Source organism: Methylophaga sp. SB9B (assembly GCF_004832235.1).
Lineage (GTDB): Bacteria > Pseudomonadota > Gammaproteobacteria > Nitrosococcales > Methylophagaceae > Methylophaga > Methylophaga muralis.
The window spans coordinates 1-18,174 of the sequence record NZ_SSXS01000015.1; the positions used below are offsets into that span (position 1 = coordinate 1).

At 43.4% G+C, this 18,174-nt stretch carries 13 protein-coding genes and 1 pseudogene; 4 read left to right on the forward strand and 10 right to left on the reverse strand.

Going from position 1 to position 18,174, the window contains the following annotated elements; all coding sequences use genetic code 11:
* Positions 1 to 409: 409 nt before the first annotated feature.
* A complete protein-coding gene (locus tag E8Q33_RS13930; protein ID WP_136555496.1) occupies positions 410 to 1,411 on the reverse strand; it encodes a helix-turn-helix domain-containing protein in 1,002 nt (333 codons plus the stop codon).
* A gap of 113 nt (positions 1,412 to 1,524) precedes the next feature.
* Here E8Q33_RS13930 and E8Q33_RS13935 point away from each other — a divergent pair, with 113 nt between their 5' ends.
* Positions 1,525 to 2,037: a hypothetical protein gene (locus E8Q33_RS13935; protein ID WP_136555498.1), complete on the forward strand. Its 513-nt coding sequence runs from the start codon at positions 1,525 to 1,527 to the stop codon at positions 2,035 to 2,037.
* A gap of 26 nt (positions 2,038 to 2,063) precedes the next feature.
* Here E8Q33_RS13935 and tyrS read toward each other — a convergent pair whose 3' ends face one another.
* Positions 2,064 to 3,266, reverse strand: a complete 1,203-nt coding sequence (gene tyrS / locus E8Q33_RS13940) for a tyrosine--tRNA ligase (protein WP_136555563.1) — start codon at positions 3,264 to 3,266, stop codon at positions 2,064 to 2,066.
* 122 nt (positions 3,267 to 3,388) lie between these two features.
* Between tyrS and E8Q33_RS13945 the strand changes: the two genes are divergently transcribed.
* Positions 3,389 to 4,978, forward strand: coding sequence for an OapA family protein (locus tag E8Q33_RS13945; protein WP_136555500.1), 1,590 nt, complete (start codon positions 3,389 to 3,391; stop codon positions 4,976 to 4,978).
* A 31-nt stretch (positions 4,979 to 5,009) separates the two neighbouring features.
* Positions 5,010 to 6,116: an anhydro-N-acetylmuramic acid kinase gene (locus tag E8Q33_RS13950; protein WP_247870122.1), complete on the forward strand. Its 1,107-nt coding sequence runs from the start codon at positions 5,010 to 5,012 to the stop codon at positions 6,114 to 6,116.
* On the opposite strand, the gene gcvH is transcribed toward E8Q33_RS13950, so the two are convergent.
* The 4 genes and pseudogenes from gcvH to glgC form a co-directional block, all read right to left on the reverse strand.
* Positions 6,092 to 6,481 carry a glycine cleavage system protein GcvH gene (gene gcvH / locus E8Q33_RS13955; RefSeq protein ID WP_069295595.1) on the reverse strand — a complete coding sequence of 130 codons (390 nt, stop codon included), beginning with the start codon at positions 6,479 to 6,481 and terminating at the stop codon, positions 6,092 to 6,094. The genes E8Q33_RS13950 and gcvH overlap by 25 nt on opposite strands.
* Positions 6,474 to 7,929, reverse strand: a pseudogene (malQ, locus tag E8Q33_RS13960) (4-alpha-glucanotransferase). Before malQ ends, gcvH begins: the two are co-directional and overlap by 8 nt.
* A gap of 3 nt (positions 7,930 to 7,932) precedes the next feature.
* Positions 7,933 to 9,615: a glycoside hydrolase family 57 protein gene (locus E8Q33_RS13965; RefSeq protein WP_136555504.1), complete on the reverse strand. Its 1,683-nt coding sequence runs from the start codon at positions 9,613 to 9,615 to the stop codon at positions 7,933 to 7,935.
* On the reverse strand, positions 9,605 to 10,873 hold the full coding sequence (gene glgC / locus E8Q33_RS13970; protein WP_069295598.1) for a glucose-1-phosphate adenylyltransferase: 1,269 nt from the start codon (positions 10,871 to 10,873) through the stop codon (positions 9,605 to 9,607). Before glgC ends, E8Q33_RS13965 begins: the two co-directional genes overlap by 11 nt.
* Before the next feature lie 106 nt (positions 10,874 to 10,979).
* Here glgC and glgB point away from each other — a divergent pair, with 106 nt between their 5' ends.
* A complete protein-coding gene (gene glgB, locus E8Q33_RS13975) occupies positions 10,980 to 13,154 on the forward strand; it encodes a 1,4-alpha-glucan branching protein GlgB (protein WP_069295599.1) in 2,175 nt (724 codons plus the stop codon).
* A gap of 44 nt (positions 13,155 to 13,198) precedes the next feature.
* Here glgB and pgi read toward each other — a convergent pair whose 3' ends face one another.
* Genes pgi through E8Q33_RS13995 form a run of 4 tightly spaced genes read right to left on the reverse strand, consistent with a single transcriptional unit; the run spans position 13,199 to position 18,172 of the window.
* Positions 13,199 to 14,836 carry a glucose-6-phosphate isomerase gene (gene pgi, locus E8Q33_RS13980; protein WP_136555505.1) on the reverse strand — a complete coding sequence of 546 codons (1,638 nt, stop codon included), beginning with the start codon at positions 14,834 to 14,836 and terminating at the stop codon, positions 13,199 to 13,201.
* A 17-nt stretch (positions 14,837 to 14,853) separates the two neighbouring features.
* The gene (hisS, locus tag E8Q33_RS13985; RefSeq protein ID WP_069295600.1) at positions 14,854 to 16,128 is read right to left on the reverse strand and encodes a histidine--tRNA ligase; all 1,275 of its coding nucleotides are present in this window, start codon (positions 16,126 to 16,128) and stop codon (positions 14,854 to 14,856) included.
* Positions 16,129 to 16,130: 2 nt separating this feature from the next.
* On the reverse strand, positions 16,131 to 17,249 hold the full coding sequence (gene ispG, locus E8Q33_RS13990) for a flavodoxin-dependent (E)-4-hydroxy-3-methylbut-2-enyl-diphosphate synthase (RefSeq protein ID WP_069295601.1): 1,119 nt from the start codon (positions 17,247 to 17,249) through the stop codon (positions 16,131 to 16,133).
* Positions 17,249 to 18,172: a RodZ domain-containing protein gene (locus E8Q33_RS13995; RefSeq protein WP_136555507.1), complete on the reverse strand. Its 924-nt coding sequence runs from the start codon at positions 18,170 to 18,172 to the stop codon at positions 17,249 to 17,251. Before E8Q33_RS13995 ends, ispG begins: the two co-directional genes overlap by 1 nt.
* Between the last annotated feature and the right edge of the window lie 2 nt (positions 18,173 to 18,174).

Consider the following 18,174-nt stretch of genomic DNA (forward strand, 5'->3'; position numbering starts at 1 on the left):
CGAATAGCTCACGTCGTTTTTTCTTCTCAGAAATATACAACGCAAGTACCCACACAAATTACTTGATACCAGTTTTTTAAAGAGCTTGCAGATAATAACGCCCTGCAAAGAAGCGAGAATTATACAGACCCCGCTTAATCTGTCAACCCTCAACGCGTTTATTTATCAGCGCTGAGGAGTGTCTGTCGAAACAGAACGGCGCATTCTACAGATTGAAATTCATTCGTCAACAGGAAGTTTTTCTTGATTGCATTAATGATGTGCTAGCTTTATGAATTGATAAGAAAAAACTTTAAAGATAGAATATTTTTATCTATATCCACGCCAAATTAACCAGATATTCGAGCAATATTCGAATCCTAGCGCTCCGTTGGAAAGCAAAATTCCACTGTTTCTAACCTAGTGTCTTTTATTTGTTGAGATAAAGCTGTCGGTATTCTCGGGGTGAATGTCCGAAGTAACTTTTAAACACTCGGCTGAAATGCGACATATTGTTGAAGCCTGCCTGAAAAGCAATTTCGGATATGGTCTTTTCTTGTTGCATTATATTAAGTAACTGTTTTCGGCATTCAGCCATTCGGTGATCTAAAACAAACCCCATCAACGAAGTTTCTTCTTCATGGAAAAGATTATTCAAATAACGTTTAGAAATACCGATTCGACTGGCTATTACATTTGCATCCAAGTCTGGATCAAATAATTGAGTCATGATTTGTTGTTTCACGCGGGTAAGTAATAATCGGCGATGTTTGGTATTGGATTGAAGCTGCGCTGTTTCTGTACCTGATAATGTCAGAGTAAACATATTGAGCAACTGTTCAGATAATGAGTTAAATTCCGACTGTTTTAGTGAACTGAGTTGCTGAACCGTAGTTTGAATGAAATTTGTAGTTATGGCTGGCAGTCCACTTGTTGCCGAAATTTTGGTTGCTGTCAGATCGTCTACATTTCTAATGGTTTGTTTTAACAAAGATCGCGGTATTGAAACCAGTACTTTGCCAAAGGATTCTGGAATGCTAATCCGATGTGGTCGAGTAGCATCGTAAAACGTCATCTCCCCGGCTTTTAAAAAAACTTCTCTGCCAGCCTGCTCAAGTTTGTAGTTTCCAGAACATAGCATTACAGCAAAATAACAATCCTGATTATCTGATGATGGTTCTGGAGATAAGCGTTCCAGAGATATAGCATGAGAACGAATCGTCGATAAACGTAATTGCTGCCATGGATAAATCGATATTTCGTTAAACAATTCGCCTTTTTGGGGTGGCGTAATTTCTACATTGGCGTATTCCCGACCAATCACTTCTTTTAGCCATTCCAATCGGTCATTTTTTGGCAGATCTGCTGTAGAAAATCTTTGCCCAGATAACCTGTCTATGGAGGTTGAGCCAACAATTGCATCCATCATCATAGCCTACATGTCATTTGTTCCGATTTAGTCAAATTATCATACCCATGGAGAAAAGATGATCTTAAGTTGAGCGTGCAAAATGTACTCGGATGTTTAACGCACAGGAAATAAAAATGCCAAACTCAACAAATCGCGTGAATCTGGTTCTTCTCCGCGGAGCGACATTGTGGATATTGATGGCACTGCTCTTAGCGTGGATTTTAGTCGGGTTATATAACGAGATTGCTTTTTTGCAATGGCTCATACCTGGCAGACCTGTTCGAGTACTACAGGCGCATTTAGATTTTTTAATTATGAGCGCGTTAATATTGGGCTTTTACGCGACGAGAGTTCGACTGCCATGGCATGTAAGCTGGGCTATGGTAATCGGCGCATTCACTAACTCAAGTCTGTTTTTACTACATGCCATTTTTCCAGTGACTGATCCATTGTCTGAACTGTACCAAGAAATAACTTTTTGGAGTTTGGCTTTTACTATCTATTTATATAGTAGTTTGTTACTTACCAGCTATGGCTTCGGAAAAGCGGCGGTATTGATTTTTAAATCAACCTTCAATGAAAAGGATTACGTTGCAAAGGACCAACAATCTTCATGTAAACGATGTGGCAGAGCCCTAGCCGATTAATTGACTCCATTGAATTGAAAAGCCGGCTATTGAATGGTCAGCACTTTTGCATATTTTCTTTTGCCAACTTGGATAATCAGCTGCTGATCATGCATCACAATCAAATCTTTGTTATCCATCTTTTCACTGTCAATTTTTACTGCGCCCTGTTTAATCATTCTTAAGGCTTCGGAAGTACTGACAGTAAGTCCAGCTTCTTTAAGAACATTGGCAATTGGCATCCCTTCGGCGCCAACAGTCAAAGTCACTTCAGCAATATCGTCTGGGATTTCACCTTTTTTAAATTGACTTTCAAAATCAAGCCTTGCTTGTGGACCAGCTGCGTCACCGTGAAACCGTGAGACAATCTCTTCAGCAAATAACTTTTTGACTTCAATTGGATTACGACCATCAGCAACAGATTGTTTCCAGTCTGCAATATCCGTTAACGACTTAAAGCTCAGTAACTCAATATAACGCCACATCAACTCATCTGAAATTGACATCAGTTTGCCAAAGATATCCTTAGGGCTCTCATCTATACCAATGTAATTCCCCAAGGATTTGGACATCTTCTGTACGCCATCCAGCCCAACCAGAAGCGGCATGGTTAAAATACATTGCGGCGATTTACCATAAGCTTTCTGTAATTCACGGCCCATCAACAGATTAAACTTTTGATCGGTTCCGCCTAGCTCAACATCAGCATCCAACACAACGGAATCGTAACCTTGTATTAAAGGATATAAAAACTCGTGAATCGCAATAGGTTGCCCGCCCGTATAACGTTTATGAAAATCGTCACGTTCGAGCATGCGTGCAACAGTATGATGCGAGGCCAAACGAATCATGTCAGCAGAGGACAATTCGTTCATCCAATGTGAATTGAAAACTACTTGAGTACGTTCGGGATCAAGTATTTTGAAAACCTGTTTTTGATAAGTTTCCGCATTCTGCTTCACTTGTTCCGGGGTTAATGGTTTGCGTGTCACATTTTTACCGGTTGGGTCACCAATCATTCCGGTAAAATCACCGATTAAAAATAGAATTTCGTGTCCTAGATCCTGGAACAACTTTAACTTATTCAGTAATACTGTATGACCTAGATGCAAGTCCGGTGCCGTTGGATCAAAACCCGCCTTGATACGCAGTGGTTTCCCCGTTTCCAGCTTTTCAATTAACTCTTTTTCAACCAGAATTTCTTCTGATCCACGACGGATTTCTGCCAAGGTTTCTTGTACAGTTCTCATCATCGTTCTCCGCGATATAAAAATTGGCGGGCAATATAACACAAGATCTTGCCTTCTAGGGGTTTCAATTCCGAGCAAATGCTGAGAGAATTGCACGAATTTACTATAAACAGGGAATGCCCATGAAGAAACGTAATAGACTTCTGAGCTCATCACAGCAATCAAAATTATTTAAATCTGAAACGCTGTCTCCCCACAAAAACAGACATATTCCAATCCTATCTTTGTTAGCTCTTACCGGTATCTTTATAACCGGTATCGTATTGGCGACAAGTGAACCTAGCTCCACAACCAGTCAAACACAGGCTGTTACTTTACCTAACATGCCGACTGAAAGTGAATCTCCCGCCTCTGCAACTCAATCAGTTATTCCACTATCGGTACAGTCTGTTGAGACTGAAACGACATCTATCGATACTGCAATAATTGAAGAAGCTGAAACAGAACAGAAAGATATTACTTTGGACGAGTCATCTGAAATTGAGCGTCTACATCTGAGTCAACCAACTCCGGTGGTTGAAACTGAAGTTTCGAGTATTATCGATGCGACATCACCCCAAGATGTAACAGCTAACGATGCAAGTAATGGTGAGTTGAGCTGGCAAGAAGTTGAAGTTAAGTCCGGTGATAACCTCTCATTAATTTTCCCAAGAGCTGGTTTAGGTGCTCGTGATGTTTATAACGTTGCTCAGACTGCTGGTGAAGATGCTAAAGCACTACTTAATCTTAGACCTGGTCAAATAGTACGTTTTGGAACAGTCACTGATAGTGAACAAAAGTTAGTTTTAAAACAACTTCAATTGCAATTAAACCCAATGAAAACCTTGACGTTAACAGCAACTGAGCAAGGTTTTGAAACCGAAGTTGTTGAACGCGAACTAGATAAGCAACGTCAACTGGTTGCTGGTGAGATTCAAAGTTCATTGTTTGTTGATGGACAAAAAGCCGGTATGTCAGACCGATTAATTATGGAAATGGCGCATATTTTTGGCTGGGACGTAGATTTTGCTTTGGACCTACGTAAGGGCGACAGTTTTAAAGTTATTTATAACGAAAACTTTTTAGACGGCGAAAAAGTGGCCGATGGTGAAATTCTGGCAGCAGAGTTTACTAATCGTGGTAACACCTTCAGAGCTATTCGTTTCACTGATAGCAATGGTGAAAGCCGTTTCTATACTCCTAACGGAGATAGTATGCGTAAAGCCTTCACAAGAACGCCGGTGCCTATTTCACGCATCAGTTCTGGCTTTAATCCGAATCGTAAACACCCTGTTTTACAAACCAATCGTCCACATCGTGGCGTAGATTATGCGGCTCCTACTGGAACGCCAATACTGGCTACTGGTGACGGTAAAGTAGATTTTGTTGGAACGAAAGGTGGGTATGGCCGCACGGTAGTTTTATCTCATGGCGGTCGTTACACAACGCTGTTTGCCCACATGTCCAGTTATAAAAAAGGTATTCGTGTTGGCCAGCGTGTAAGACAAGGTGAAGTTATTGGTTATATTGGCATGAGTGGTTTGGCAACCGGCCCACACTTGCATTATGAATTCCGTGTAGATGGTGTACATAAAAATCCTTTAACAGTAACTTTACCAAAAGCTGAACCAATTCCAAGTCAATATCTGGCACAGTTCAAAACCACTGCACAACCACTAATTGCCAGCTTAGATAATATACAAGTACCAACCTTGGCCTTACGCCAAGATTAAAATATTCAGAATGGGCTTTTACATCGGTGTAATGTCAGGCACAAGCCTGGATGCTATTGATGTAGCGTTAATTGAAACATCGCCTACGGATCAACCTAGATTAATTGCCCATCACTCAGCAGAATTTGCTGCTGAGCTGCAAACAACGCTAACGGATTTAATTCGTTCTCAGCATTGTCAGCTCTCCCAGTTGGGTGAATTAGATGTTCAGCTGGGTCATGCTTATGCCGACGCTATTAACACCCTGCTAGCATCGTCAGGCATTTCTCCTGCTCAAATTGATGGCATAGGCTGTCATGGCCAAACGATATTCCATTCTCCCGACTCAAAATACCCCTTTAGTATGCAAATCGGCAATGGCAATGTTGTTGCTGAAAAAACCGGTATTACCACCGTTTGTGATTTTCGCCAGCGAGATATGATAAATGGCGGGCAAGGCGCCCCTTTGGTTCCGGCTTTTCATGCTGCTCTGTTTCGTTCGGATAGTGAAAACAGGGTAATTTTGAATATCGGTGGCATCAGCAATATCAGTATATTAACGGCCAATTCGCATAGCATTTTGCAAGGATTTGATACTGGACCAGGCAATACCCTTATGGATGCATGGATTCAGCAGCATAGACAGCAGGCTTTTGATAATGAAGGTAAATGGGCTGAAGGTGGCCAAGTAAGTCAGTCTTTATTACTGAAATTAAAGTCCGATCCTTATTTCGCACGAAAAATACCTAAAAGCACCGGTTGTGAATTGTTTAATCTAGGCTGGTTAATGCAGCAATTAAGCTTAGCTGGCATTTCAGATCTTGATGCGCAAGATGTGCAAGCGACTCTGATGGCTTTTACAGTATCAACCATTGTTGATGCTATACATCAATATGCCAGTCAAACAGACAAAGTTTACGTATGTGGTGGCGGTGCTAGAAACTCAGCTTTAATGCGACAACTGCAAAATGCCTTGGATACTATAGAGGTCATGACTACAGCAATGATTGGCTTAGATCCTCAGTGGGTTGAGGCTGCTGCATTTGGATGGCTTGCCGAGCAAACATTGCAACACAATGCGCTTGATTTACGTGAGGTAACTGGCGCCCGCAGCCCCAGCATATTAGGTGCGGTCTATTGGTCTAAAAAAGCATCATAGTCCATAGCGGTCATTAACTCTGCTGTAACTTCTTCGATAGGAAGATCAGAACGAAAGCGCACAATCCAACCATTATTGAATGGTTCTTGATTGATCAGCTCAGGCATTTCAACCAGCTGTTGATTGATGGCAATAATTTCACCACTGATTGGCATAACCACATCCGAAGCCGATTTAACTGATTCAATTACTGCACAGGCCTCTCCCGCAGCAAACTCCTGGCCTTCTGCTGGCAACTCAACAAAGACTATGTCACCCAAACTATCCTGAGCATGCTCAGTAATTCCAAGAGTAAAAATTCCCGTTCCTTGTTGTTCCAGCCAAACATGCGACTCACTATAATAATATTCGTCTGAATTATTCATAAATGATGCGTCCGTATATTTGATTAAGTTGTCTTAACTTTTCAGCGCAACCTTCAGGAAGCATAGTCCACTCAAACTGCCATTTCCAGTTACCTTCCATAGTTCCGGGAACGTTCATACGATGCTCACCCCCCAATTCAAGTAAATCCTGCATTGGTATAACTGCCAGTTGTGATACTGACTTTAGGGCTACACGGATCAGCAACCAAGGCATCGCCTCTTCACTAGGTCCGATATATTGATGTAAGTGTTGGCGAGTCGCCTCATCAATCTCCTCATACCAACCCAAACTAGTATTGTTATCATGAGTGCCCGTATAGGTAATGCTATCGTTACAATGCTTGTGAGGCAGATAAGGATTGTCGGCATCACCACCAAAGGCAAATTGTAAAATCTTCATACCGGGCATCGCGAACTGCTCGCGCAAAGCAGTGACTTCAGCGGTAATAATACCCAAATCTTCAGCAACCAGTGGAAGCTCCCCAAACTCAGAAACCAGCTTTTTGAATAAAGCTTCTCCAGGTGCTTTGCCCCATTCACCTTCCATAGCTGTTTCACAGCTGGCTGGGATTTCCCAGCAGGCTTCAAATCCTCTGAAGTGGTCAATACGAATTAAATCAAACAAATCTAATTGTGTGGCAAGCCGTTTTAACCACCAACTGAAATCCTCTTTGATGTGCGCCTGCCAATCATAAAGCGGATTGCCCCAGCGCTGCCCTGTGGCTGAGAAATAATCTGGGGAACCCCTGTAACCTTGGTTGCTTGTCCAGTGGCGTCTAAAGTAAATAGTTCTGGTGCAGCCCAGACATCCGCACTGTCATGAGCAACAAAAATAGGCATATCACCAAATAATTTGATTTGGTGTTGATTGGCATAGTTTTTAGATTTTGCCATTGCTGGAAAAAAAGAAATTGCTCGAAACGGCGAATGGTTAATGATTCAGTTCGTTGTTCAGCTAGTTCTTTCAAAGCTGCCGGCTGCCTGTCGCGGAGTGGTTCAGGCCATTCAAACCAAGGCATTGCATGATTCAGGTTGCGTATTTCCCGATATAAAACATAATCTTCGAGCCAGAAGGCCTGAAGTTGACAGAATTCATTGAAAGCTGTCCAATCCGCTTCTGTTGCATGCTCAACAAATTGTTTATAAGCATTCACCACGATAGTGAACACTTTTTTACCAGCCAAATCTTCATTACGACACCAAGGTTTAGCCTTAATGGAATCAATGCATAACAACTTATTATTGCCAGCATGAGCGGATAAGCACTGATAGGGTGAACCATCCTCATGGGTTGGCCCTAATGGCAGCATCTGCCAGACGGTTACTCCTGCTTGTTGCAGAAAGTCTATAAAGCGATATGCATCAGCGCCTAAATTTCCAGACGGCAAACTCGTAATGTGTAATAAAACGCCTGTGCGACGGTTATCAAAAATATGTGCCTGTTTCATGTATTAGCCGCCACGACGCATTGTGCCGCCTTGTTCAGCCTCACCTCCACCAAAAGATACGACTTCTGACAATATCTGCGGCACTTCTTCTCCCAGCATTTGATAAAGATTGGATAAATGTAAGCGGAACAACCGCTCAAAATCGCTGACACTGTCTGCTGAGTTGTAATCGCCAAACCACCAGAACCAGTCCGATCCTTCACAAATTGCCAGCTGTCTATCTATCGCTAGCTGCATCTCTTCATCAAAAGTGGTGGTAGCCATTTTTTGGTCATAAACCTGTTTGACTTGACTGAGCAAATCCCAACCACGATTTTTATCAGCATCACCAATCCACGTCGAAAAGGATCCATATACCCAACTTCCAGCAACCATTTCATGGAGCGTGCCAGGTGTTACGCCACTTTCTAAACATTCGCTAAAGGTGGTAAGTTCAAGTTCTGGATGTTGCGACAATTGCTTATACAAACTCTGCAAGAAATAAAACCCATTGTAGGAGTAATACTCCCAGGCATTTTCACCATCGAGAATGACGGAAACCACCCGATCAGGATCATCTTCGGTTGTAGCTTTAATATTCAGTAAATGACTAATAAAATCATTTACCGCATCTTCAGCACTCCATTTGGTGTAGATAAAACCAATCATATCCGACAAGCCATCATCACGGAAAAAACACGCCGGAGGTAAATCTTTCAATCGATAAGGTTTATGGATATTTGCCTCAGGCATGTCCGACTTATTCAGGCTATTACGCAAGACATTTTCACCTGTAGCGGTCCAACTGAAACCATGTTCTGCTATTAATGGCAATGTTGCATCAGATACTGCTCCCTCAGAGGGCCAGCAGCCCTTAGGGCGAAATCCGAAAAATGACTCAAATACTCGCAAGCCCTCTTCCATTTGCCAATGAGCTCGAGCCTCACCACCAGGATATTCGGTAATTTCCGGTAAAGGAGCATCAGGCATAGCTTCAAGCGTACTGTTGATATCCAATAACAACGGCAAGATAGGATGGGCGTATGGTGTGACCGATAATTCTACTCGTCCCGACTCCGCTAAACGACGGTAACGTGGAATCAAGTCACTTAAGATTTCACTGATGACCGTCAATAACTGGCGCCGATCATGAAAAGTAAAAAAATGGCCTTTTTTCATCAGATTCTGAATACGAATATCACTACGTCGTACCGATTCAGCCATCCAAACTAAGTGATACCAAACCAGCAAATCCACCAAATATTGTTCATTGAGATAACGGAGACGTTCCGTCTGTTCCAATGCCCAACGGGCAATTTCGGCCAACCGTGCAAAATGCGGAAACGGCGCTATCAATTTTTCTTCATTTGCTCTTAGACAGGCATTTATCAATTTCCGTCGTTCACCAGCATGCACCGGTTGTACCGGTGAATCCAATGCAATTAACAATGGATCTTTCAAACGGCCCGTACCTTTAAAACGGCCTTTTAACTGCTGATCATAATCATCAATTTGTTCCAATAAAGTTGGCGCAAAATTCACTACCGCCTTAGCTTCAGAAACATTTTCAAGATGCCACGCCATATCTGCATAATCTTTTATCGCATGCAAATAGGTCCAGGGAAGCTGATAATTGCCCCCCATCGGCTCACTGTACTGCGGCTGGTGCATGTGCCAGCAAAGAACAACTTTTAATTTATCGGACATAACGGTAATTTTGCCCCAGCATTTCAGGTGTCACTAAAACGACACCATTAGGTGAAACTTCAAAGCGTTGTGCATCCAATACCGGATCTTCACCGATAATCGTGCCCTCAGGAACGATACAGCCTTTATCCAACACAACTTTCTTTAGGCGACAATGCCTACCAACAGTAACATCAGGTAATACAACACTATCTTCGATAAGACTATAGCTCAGTACTTCAACGTTCGAGAACAGAACGGAGTGTCGTACGACAGATCCAGAAATGATACAGCCGCCTGAAACCATTGAATCGACGGCCATACCGCGACGATCATCGTCATCAAACACAAATTTGGCAGGTGGCAGTTGAGCCTGGTGTGTCCAGATTGGCCAGTCTTCGTCGTACAGGTTTAACTCGGGTGTGACGCCTATCAACTCCAGATTAGCTGACCAGAAAGCATCTATGGTTCCGACATCACGCCAGTAACCGGGATCATTCCCTTGAACATCTTTGTAAGGAAACGCGACGACTTTATATTTTTGAATTAAAGAAGGAATGATGTCGTGCCCAAAATCATGGCTGGATCGGGAATTATCCGCATCTTTAATTAATTGCTCGTACAGAAAACCCGCGTTGAAAATATAAATACCCATGGAGGCCAACGCCACATCATCCGAACCAGGAATTGGCGTAGGGTTTTCAGGTTTTTCATTAAAAGCAACGATACGATGGTTTAAATCAACTGACATAACCCCAAACGCTTTGGCTTGATCCAACGGTACTTCGATACAACCAATCGTCATATCGGCATTTTGGGCAACATGCTCGGCCAGCATATCGCCGTAATCCATTTTGTAGATATGGTCGCCGGCAAGGATCAATACATATTCAGGACCATGATTTCGCAAGATATCAATATTTTGATAAACCGCATCGGCCGTGCCGGTATACCATCCTTGCTCTGTACGTTGCGAAGCGGGTAATAATTCGACAAACTCACCCAAGTCACCACGCATAAATCCCCAACCTTGTTGAATGTGGCGAATCAATGAATGCGCTTTATATTGCGTTAAAATTCCTACCCGGCGGATACCTGAATTAACGCAATTTGACAGAGGAAAATCGATAATTCTGAATTTCCCACCAAATGGCACAGCGGGTTTTGCCCGCCATCCTGTCAGTTGTTTTAGACGCGAGCCACGCCCACCTGCCAGGATCAGTGCCAATGTATCCCTGGTCAGTCGACTGACAAAACGCGTGCTATTATTTTTTGGCATATTTAATTCTCCGGCCAGCTATGCAGTGAAATATGTTGTAATGGCTTTAAGCGTGCCACATCGGTAAGGTGGACAGCAATAGAAAAATTTATAGGACAGTATATCTATGGTTTTTGAACAAAATTTGACAGACGACCAACTTAAAATCATAGAGGCCAGACATCATGATCCCTTTGCAGTATTGGGACGTCATCCAACTAAAACTGGTGTGAATGTTAGAGCTTTTTTGCCGCATACCGAATCAGCTTCAGTGGGTAAGAAGAATCTTCCCATGAAACGAGTACCAGGGACGGATATCTTTGAGTGGTCAGGCCAGTCAGATGATTTAGAAGTTCCCTACCAAATTCATCGTACAACTGTAAAAAATGAAATTCACAGTCATTATGACCCTTACTGCTTTGCTCCGCAGATTTCAGATTATGATTTGTATTTGTTTGCTGAGGGAAAACACTGGCATGCCTATCGTATTCTTGGCTCGCATAAACGCATCATTAATGGTGTAGAAGGCGTTGTATTTGCTACTTGGGCTCCCAATGCTCAACGTGTCAGTGTAGTAGGTAGCTTTAATCGCTGGGACGGACGTTGTCACCCGATGCGTTCACGAGGCAGCACCGGTGTTTGGGAATTATTTATTCCAGGTATCGGTATCGGCGAACTCTATAAATTTGAAATACGTAACCATCAAGATGGCAGTCTGCACCTGAAAATGGATCCTTATTGCCAGCAAGCAGAACTTCGCCCCAATACCGCCTCGGTAATATTTGATAGCGAATATCAATGGCAGGATAGGGACTGGATGTCCACGAGAGAGCATACCAATTGGTTAAATGCGCCACATAGTGTTTATGAAGTGCATCTTGGCTCCTGGCAAAAACAGAGTGATGGCAGCTTTTGCACTTATCGCCAACTTGCTGACAAACTGGTGCCATACGTCACCAAAATGGGCTTCACTCATATTGAACTGTTACCTATTACCGAACATCCGCTGGATATCTCGTGGGGGTATCAGACGACAGGCTATTATGCTGCGACCAGTCGCTTTGGTTCGCCGGATGATTTCCGCTATCTGGTGGATCAATGTCATCAAAATAATATCGGTGTAATCCTTGATTGGGTGCCCGGCCATTTTCCAAAAGACAGTTTCGGTTTGGCTCGATTTGATGGCACAGCTCTCTACGAACATGAAGATCCACGACGTGGTGAACATCAGGATTGGGGCACATTAATTTTCAATTATGGTCGCAATGAAGTTCGTAACTTTTTGTTATCCAGTGCGTTTTTCTGGTTGGAAGAATTTCATATTGATGGACTGCGTGTCGATGCCGTCGCGTCAATGTTGTATCTGGATTATTCGCGTCAGGAAGGTCAATGGTTACCAAACATTCACGGGGGTCGCGAAAACCTTGAAGTGATCAGTTTCCTCAAAGAAGTAAACACCATCCTGCATCAGGCCCATCCCGGCTGTATTATCGCCGCGGAAGAGTCAACCTCTTATCCAATGGTTTCAAGACCTGCCGATATGGGTGGACTTGGGTTTTCGATGAAATGGAATATGGGGTGGATGCACGATATTCTTGAATATATGAAGCAAGACCCCATCCACCGCCGTTATCATCATGATCAACTGACCTTCGGCTTGCTCTATGCATTTACGGAGAATTTTGTCCTACCCTTCTCTCACGATGAGGTTGTACACGGCAAAAAATCAATGCGTTACAAGATGCCGGGGGATGAGTGGCAGCAATTTGCCAACCTGCGGTTGCTCTATACCTTTATGTATAGTTATCCCGGCAAAAAACTCTTGTTTATGGGGTCAGAATTTGGTCAAGGCAGTGAGTGGAATAGTGAACAAGCACTTGACTGGTATTTACTCGATTATCCATTGCATCAAGGTTTGTTACAAATTGTCACCGATTTAAATAAAGTTTATCGCGAAAGCCCTGCGCTGCATTTTCATGATTTTGATGCGTATGGTTTTGAATGGATTGACTGTAATGATCGTGAGCATTCGGTGTTGAGTTATCTGCGCCGCGGTCAAGACTCTATTGTGGTGGCAGTGTTTAATTTCACACCGGTAGTACGGGATAATTATCGAATTGGTGTGCCGGAAGCAGGTGAATACGAGGTGATCATTAACTCTGATTCTGAATATTACGCCGGCAGTAATTATCCAGTGAGCTCGTTTATCTATAGTGAAGCTATTGAATGGTCAGATAGACCATACTCAATCGTAGTTAATTTGCCGTCGTTAGCCGGTCTGATTATTCGTAAGAAACATTAAAAAAAAAGCGGCTCGTTCGAACACGGGCCGCTTTTGTTTACTAATTACTGGCGTAAAGCACGGATCATTTTGATAAGCTCAGTGGTCGAGCTATCATGTACGGAAATATCTGCATTACCTTGCAAATCTGGCAATATCGCTTTAGCTAATTGCTTGCCTAGCTCAACACCCCATTGATCAAAAGAATTGATATTCCACACCACGCCTTGAACAAACACTTTATGTTCATACAAAGCAACTAATTGACCCAGCATTTCAGGCGTCAATTTTGGAAATAACAAAACGTTACTCGGACGATTTCCCGGGAACACCTTATGCGGCAGTAATGCATCTAAGGCTTTGCCTTCATAGCCTTCTTTAATCAGCTCTTCTCTGACTTCTTCGGCACTTTTGCCTTTCATTAATGCTTCAGATTGCGCCAAACCATTTGCCAGCAAAATAGATTGATGATCACATTCTGGATAATGGCTATTGACCGGTAACACGAAATCTACTGGGATTAACTGTGTTCCCTGATGAATCAGCTGAAAATAGGCATGTTGTCCGTTAGTGCCCGGAGTACCCCAGATAACTGGGCCCGTTTTATAACTGATACGGGCACCCTGACGATTAATAAACTTACCGTTACTTTCCATATCCAACTGTTGCATATGGTTTGGAAAACGGGCTAATGAATGGTCATAGGGCACAATGGCATGGGTCTGTGCATTAAAGAAATTAATGTACCAAATCCCCAACATGCCCATGATAACCGGGATATTTTCGGCTAATGGTTTGCTGCGGAAATGGTTATCCATTTCATGTCCACCTTCAAGCAGACGAATAAAATTATCCATGCCGACATACAACGCGATTGGTAGTCCGATGGCACTCCACAATGAATAGCGTCCCCCTACCCAATCCCAGATTTCAAACATGTTGGCGGTATCAATGCCAAATTTTGAAACTTCTTTAGCATTGGTCGACACAGCAACAAAATGCTTGGCCACATCAGCTTGAGTAGCGACTTTTAAAAACCAGTTACGAGCAGATTGGGCATTGGTGAGGGTTTCTTGCGTAGTAAATGTTTTTGAAGCCACAATAAAAAGCGTGGTTTCAGGATTGAGTTTCTCAAGTGTTGTACTGAGATCAGTACCATCCACATTTGAAACAAAGTGTGCTTCAAGACCATCAATACCGTAAGGTTCCAGTGCATCACAGATCATGGCAGGGCCAAGATCCGAACCACCAATGCCGATATTCACAATATCGGTAATTTTTTTGCCGCTAAAACCCAACCATTTACCGGTATGAACCTGCTCGCAGAATGCGGCCATTTTGTCTAAAACCGCATTGACTTGCGGCATAACATCCTGACCATCCACCATAACAGGTGTGTTGGCACGGTTACGTAATGCAGTATGCAAGACTGCACGGCCTTCAGTGTGATTTATCTGCTCACCGGAAAACATGCGTTCAATCCATGATTGCATATCAACAGCTTGTGCAAGGGCGAGAAGTTTATCGATGGTTTCTTGGGTAATGCGATTTTTGGAATAATCCAATAACAGTTCGCCCGAACGCAGAGAAAACCGCTCAAACCGACCCGAATCCAGCACGAATTGCTCGCGCATCGACAGGTATTTGATATCGGAGTAATGTCTATCCAGTGATTGCCATTCGGCGATATTTAGTGGCGTCATATTTCTACTTATTTTTGTTAACGGTTATCAAAATGTGATGTAGAGAGAAAATTTGCTAGCTCCGACCAGGCTAATGTCTGTTGCTCGCCAGTAGACATGGTTTTAACACCAATATGTTGCTGCGACATTTCTTCTTCACCCAAAATTAAGGTCCAGCGCGCTCCACTGCGATCAGCCCGCTTGAATTGGCTTTTAAAACTACCACCACCACAGTGGCTAATCAAGCGAAGATCCGGTAGCTGGTCTCTTAGGCTTTCAGCTAATAACAAAGATTGCGCAGCAGCAGCTTCACCGACAGCAACCAGATAAACATCCGGCCCTTTAGTTTCAGGTAGCGTACCGCCCGCTTCCAATAGTGAAATTAATCGTTCCAGTCCGATGGCAAAACCGATTGCACTTGATGCTTTACCGCCCAGTTGAGTAATCAGTCCGTCATAGCGTCCACCGGCACACACGGTGCCTTGAGCGCCCAACTGATCTGTCACCCATTCGAAAACAGTTTTACCATAATAATCTAGCCCACGAACTAGCCGTGGATTGATTTCGAAAGCGATACCCGCTTCACGTAAGGTGGCGCATAACTGTTCAAAATGCTCAGCTGACTCTGCATCCAGATAATCAATCAATTTTGGAGCAGCTTCATTAAGTGACTGCATATCTGGATTTTTACTATCTAGTATGCGAAGAGGATTAGTTAATAAACGACGCTGACTGTCTTCGTCTAATTGCTCTTGATTGGACTGATAATATTCAACCAGTTTTTCCCGATAATTGAGACGCGCTTCTGTGCTGCCCAGCGAGTTGATTTGAAGCGTAATATCCTTTAACCCAAGCTTTTTCCATAAACGTGCCGTTAACAGGATCATTTCCGCATCAATATCCGGACCGCTGAAACCATAGGCTTCAACACCTAGTTGGTGAAACTGTCGATAACGGCCTTTTTGCGGACGTTCATGGCGAAACATAGGCCCCATATACCAAAGGCGTTGCTGTTGATTGAACATGCCATGTTCCATAGCTGCTCTGACACAGCCGGCAGTGCCTTCTGGTCGCAAAGTCAGGCTGTCACCATTGCGATCGTCAAAGGTATACATTTCCTTTTCAACAATGTCGGTGACTTCACCAATTGAGCGTTTGAATAATTCGGTTTTTTCCAGAATAGGTAAACGGATTTCCTGATAACCATAGCTATCGAGGATCTGTTTAAGGCTGGTTTCAACTGCTTGCCAATACGGCGTCATTTCCGGGAGAATGTCATTCATTCCCCGGACAGAACGGATTATCTCTGCCACCTTTAGCTTATGTCCTTTATCGGAATTACTTTTGCGGGTTGTTCGCTACGCATGGCGATCCGCTGACGAATCTCTTTTTCCAGCTCATCAACCAATGATTCATTGTCTAATTTATGATGGGGTTTTCCATCTCGATATAACAGATTTGGAGAGCCTCCAGTCAAGCCGATTGCAGCCTCTTTGGCTTCACCAGGGCCGTTAACCACACAGCCTATTACCGCAACATCCATCGGTTCGATAATATCTTCCAGGCGTGCTTCAAGCGCATTCACGGTAGATATAACATCAAACTCTTGTCTGGAGCAGGATGGACAAGCAATCAGGTTGATACCTTTGCTACGAATTCGCAGGCTTTTCAGAATATCAAAGCCGACGCGAATTTCTTCTATCGGATCAGCCGCTAATGAGACGCGAATCGTGTCGCCAATACCTTCAGCGAGCAACATACCAAGCCCTATAGCTGATTTCACTGCACCGCTGCGCAGGCTGCCAGCTTCTGTGATACCCAAGTGCAATGGTTGTTCAATTTGATCCGCCAATTGACGATAAGCATGCACCGTCATAAACACATCTGATGCCTTCAAACTCACTTTAAAATCAGGAAAGTTCAAACGATCCAGAATATCAATATGCCTTAAGGCCGATTCAACCAGTGCCTCTGGCGTTGGTTCGCCATATTTTTTTTGTAATTCTTTCTCTAGAGAACCGGCGTTCACACCAATGCGGATTGGAATACCAAAATCACGTGCCTTATCCACAACGGCACGAACACGATCTTCACGACCGATGTTGCCCGGATTTATCCGCAGACAATCAACACCCAGCTCTGCTACTCGTAAGGCAATTTTATAATCGAAATGAATGTCTGCGATAAGTGGGATATTCACCTGCTGGCGAATAGCACCAAAGGCTTCTGCCGCATCCATAGAAGGAATCGATACACGCACGATATCAGCACCCACTTTTTGCAAGCGCTGGATTTGATCAACTGTTGCTGCGACATCGGTAGTTTCAGTATTGGTCATACTTTGCACAGCAATTGGCGCATCGCCACCTACTGGAACATTGCCAACCATGATTTGACGTGATTTTCGCCGCTTAATGGGAGATGGTGCATGCATTAGGAGTCAGCTCCCAAAGTAAAGCGAGCGACATTACCACGGGTATATCCTGAAATATCAATTATCTCGCCATCAAATCTGACTGAAGCTGCATTCGCCTGTCCGAGTGAAACTTGCAAAGGTGAAGTACCAGTCAACTCGACCGTATTTCCGCCCCTAACCACACGGCTAATCAACACTTGCTGATTGGCATCACGCACTTCGACCCAACAATCAGAGTTTATGCCAATGATTAAATTTTTCTGACTTGAATCCTCAGCAACTGTCGGAGCAGTTGCTTCAAGCTCGGATTCTGCCATAACAGGTATCGGATCAACTTGAGAGGAATCATTTTGTATCAGATCTTCAGCTAATTCTTCTGATGATATGAGTGGCTCGTCGATATCAACAAACTGCTCAGTAGCCGATTCTGTAACTGGTATTGGAGACATTTCGCTAGTTTCCAGCGGGTCTAATGGCTCTATCAGCGGTTGATTAGGAATATCACTAATCTGATTGTCAGTTTGTGTCAGTTGCCATTGTTGATAGGCAAACCAAGCCAATATACCAACGATGATAAGTAGTAAAAACGGCAACAATTGAAACGAAGATTTCGCTGGTCTTATTTGTTGTATTGGGGCAATGGAAGGTGTTCGGTGATCAATGGTTTCATTGAACTCAATATTGAAGCCTGCCAGCATTTCATCCTGAGGAAGCCCCAAGAATTTGGCATAACTCAAAAAATAACCACGCGCATAAGTTCTACCGTGCAGCCTATCCCAGTTTTGTTCTTCAAGATGAACAATTGCATCTCGAGTTACTCTCAGCTGAGCAGCCGCATCAGTAATAGAGATCTTCTTTGCTTCCCGAGCTTCACGCAGACGTTTACCAACATCTGCTGTTGATGAAACAACACTCGCTTCTTCTGTATGACTTTCAGTCATAA